General features: G+C 44.7%; 2 protein-coding genes and 2 pseudogenes. 2 read left to right on the forward strand and 2 right to left on the reverse strand.

The genetic code is table 11. The features are described 5' to 3' along the window. Nucleotides 1-249: 249 nt before the first annotated feature. Nucleotides 250-498 carry a YgjP-like metallopeptidase domain-containing protein gene (locus Q1V74_RS11250; RefSeq protein ID WP_366524650.1) on the reverse strand — a complete coding sequence of 83 codons (249 nt, stop codon included), beginning with the start codon at nucleotides 496-498 and terminating at the stop codon, nucleotides 250-252. Here Q1V74_RS11250 and Q1V74_RS06380 point away from each other — a divergent pair. Together Q1V74_RS06380 and Q1V74_RS06385 are read left to right on the forward strand one after the other, a co-directional pair. Next, nucleotides 448-1454: pseudogene (locus tag Q1V74_RS06380) on the forward strand (IS3 family transposase). The gene Q1V74_RS11250 and the pseudogene Q1V74_RS06380 sit on opposite strands and share 51 nt — an antisense overlap. Before the next feature lie 250 nt (nucleotides 1455-1704). Continuing rightward, nucleotides 1705-2091, forward strand: a pseudogene (locus Q1V74_RS06385) (HAD-IC family P-type ATPase); the annotation flags it as partial. Here Q1V74_RS06385 and Q1V74_RS06390 read toward each other — a convergent pair. Beyond that, nucleotides 2080-2709 (reverse strand): MBL fold metallo-hydrolase, encoded by a 630-nt coding sequence (locus Q1V74_RS06390; protein WP_300647554.1) that lies wholly within the window; start codon nucleotides 2707-2709, stop codon nucleotides 2080-2082. The pseudogene Q1V74_RS06385 and the gene Q1V74_RS06390 overlap by 12 nt on opposite strands. Nucleotides 2710-2790: the final 81 nt, after the last annotated feature.

Below are 2790 nucleotides of genomic sequence, written 5' to 3' on the forward strand. Positions count from 1 at the left end.
CTAGAATAGAAATAGAGCTCTAATTGTACACAATATCACTCCCTACATACCTAATAACATAAAGAAAATCAAATGAAAACTTATACAAATAAAAGACTTAGTGTGGCGAACAAAATAGATAGAAACTGAATAAGCTGCGTACTGAGTCAGATTAAAACTTAAAAATAAAAAAAACAGTTTGAAACTAAAATCCTTTTAACTCTAATTAACGCACACCACCAACTTAACCTCAAACCAACAATCTGCTAGCTAGCCCATACAGACGCTGCTTGGTCTTTCCCAGTCTGGCCCCCCCTGAATTAAATGATAGAATCGTTCACGATGATTATGCTCAGCGATATGATCTCGCTCATGCAGGATGACGTAATCAATGTGACCTATCCCCCAAAAACAGTGCCATAAGGTTGATGAGATTTCCATTAAACTGGGACAAAAGGAGATCTCACCATGAAGAAGCGTTACAGCGAAGAACAAATTATCCGTGCTATTAAAGAGCATGAGGCCGGTGCCAAGGTTGGCGACCTATGTCGTCAGCTCGGTATTTCATCGGGTACGTTTTATAACTGGCGCAGTAAGTATGCGGGCATGGAAGTGAATGAAGCGAAGCGCCTTCGAGAGCTCGAATTTGAAAACGCTAAGTTGAAAAAGCTGCTTGCAGAGAAACTATTAGAAAATGAGGCGTTGAAGGATGTCGTGTCAAAAAAGTGGTAAAGCCCGCCAGTAAAAAGGCCATTGTGGAGTACGTGATGAGGAGTCACTGGTGACTCGATTAAAAGAGTTGGTAATGACCTATCCTCGCTATGGCTATTTATTGCTCTATGGCCTGCTTAAGCGCGAAGGACGGGTCGTAAATAAAAAGCGAACGTATCGACTGTATACGGAACAGGGCTTGCAGGTACGCACTAAGCAACGGAAAAAGCGGGTGCGGCCTCGCCTTGTTATGGACAGGCCAACTGCCGTAAATCAACGATGGTAGATGGATTTTGTTTCAGATCAGTTGGCGACAGGACGCCGCTTTCGCGTGTTAAATGTTGTGGATGATTTTAGTCGTGAAATGGTAGGCCAACTCGTTTCCGTTTCCATTTCAGGCCATCAAGTCGCCCGTTATTTATCGGAATTAATTGAAGTACGAGGTAAACCGGAAGCTATTGTTTGTGAAACGAAGTTCGGCGTAGCCATAACGGCCCAGAATACACCGGTAAAGCCCTATTTTTTGGAGCAAAACACATCAAGTGCAACTCAATTTTATCCAACCCGGTAAGCCGACGCAGAATGCATTTGTGGAAAGTCTGAATGGTAAATTTAGGAATGAGTGTTTGAACTTACACTGGTTCAGAACGATTAACGAAGCCCGCTATGAAATCAAACAATGGCAACGCCATTACAACGACGAAAGACCACATAGCGCCTTAAACTACTTGCCACCGGCAATTTATGCAAAACAGGTAGCATAATAGCTAAAATCTCATCGAACTACTGGTATTAATTTAGGGGTAAGGTCAGCCCCTCTTTAAAACGACGGGCAATTTGTACTTCAGAGAATGAAGATTTCGTTTTAGCCATAATAAAAGTCCAGTATGCTTTTTCACAGCATCACTGGGCCTCTAAAAGTTCTCAACTATTTTGTTAAGTTCTCATCTTTCGCGTCATAGTTCTCAACTATTTTGTCCGTTTCTCAACTTAATTGTCCGCCCACAAATAGACCAGCTACGTGCCACCTATGGAACGTTGGCCCTTGTTGGCGATGGCATCAACGATGCCCCCGCTCTCGCTCACGCCGATGTCGGTATTGCCATCGGTACAGGCACCGATATTGCTATGGAAGCCGCAGAAGTGGTGCTCATGTCTGGTGACCTCATGGGCGTTCCTAAGGCCATTGCTTTATCTAAGAGCACTATCAAAAATATCAAGCAAAACCTATTTTGGGCCTTTGCCTATAACGCTGCTTTAATTCCAATTGCTGCTGGTATCTTATACCCTAGTCTAGGCATTTTAATGTCACCTATTTTTGCAGCGGCGGCGATGGCATTATCTAGCGTTTTTGTTTTGGGCAATGCGCTGAGCTTACGCCACATACCTTTAGCAGAATAAATACATACCGTCTCGTGCAATATGGACATGAGACGGTAAACTTGCCTGATTCTGCAGCAACCAACGATCCATATCATGGGAAAGATGAGTGAAATATAACTGCTCGATCTCCAACCCCTCACACATCGCTAACGCTCGCGTCACATCATTATGATTCCGTGGCGCTTGCTCTTGCGGAGGATGACTGCAATCCACAATACAATACGTCAAAGGACGCTGTCGTAACCACTCGTAGGTCTCAGGCGACAATCCCACCGTATCGGTTAGGTAAGCGCAACGCCCTTTAGCACTTTCAAACACATAACCCAAGCAAGGCTTGGAGTGCTGCAACGGCACCGCAGTGACTTTGACATGAGCAATCTGACGCGACTCAAAAGGCTGCCAAGTGTGCGAAAAATCTAAAATACCCGTAATAGCAGGGGCTGGAAATACATCGGCTAAATCCATACGCCCCGCATCAATTAGCCACTGCTGACCCGCAATACGAACCATTGCACTAGAGGGGCCTCGACGTAAACGAGTATCCGAGCGTGCCCGCAAACAGGCGACACAATTACAGTTATAAACCGGTACTTGGGCAGAGTCTCCCGTACCTAAAAACTCTAAACTAAAACCCATTTTATATAATAGGCTGTCGCTCCTTCTCTACCAACGCTAGCTCTGACTCAGCTAGCCAAAACGATATGTCCGGTCAAAACA

Source organism: Paenalcaligenes sp. (assembly GCF_030152715.1).
Lineage (GTDB): Bacteria > Pseudomonadota > Gammaproteobacteria > Burkholderiales > Burkholderiaceae_B > Paenalcaligenes > Paenalcaligenes hermetiae.

Excerpts from the sequence above, each read along its gene's own strand:
- Q1V74_RS06390 (WP_300647554.1), bottom strand. The coding sequence starts at position 2,709 with ATGGGTTTTAGTTTAGAGTTTTTAGGTACGGGAGACTCTGCCCAAGTA.
- Q1V74_RS11250 (WP_366524650.1), bottom strand. The coding sequence starts at position 498 with ATGCTCTTTAATAGCACGGATAATTTGTTCTTCGCTGTAACGCTTCTT.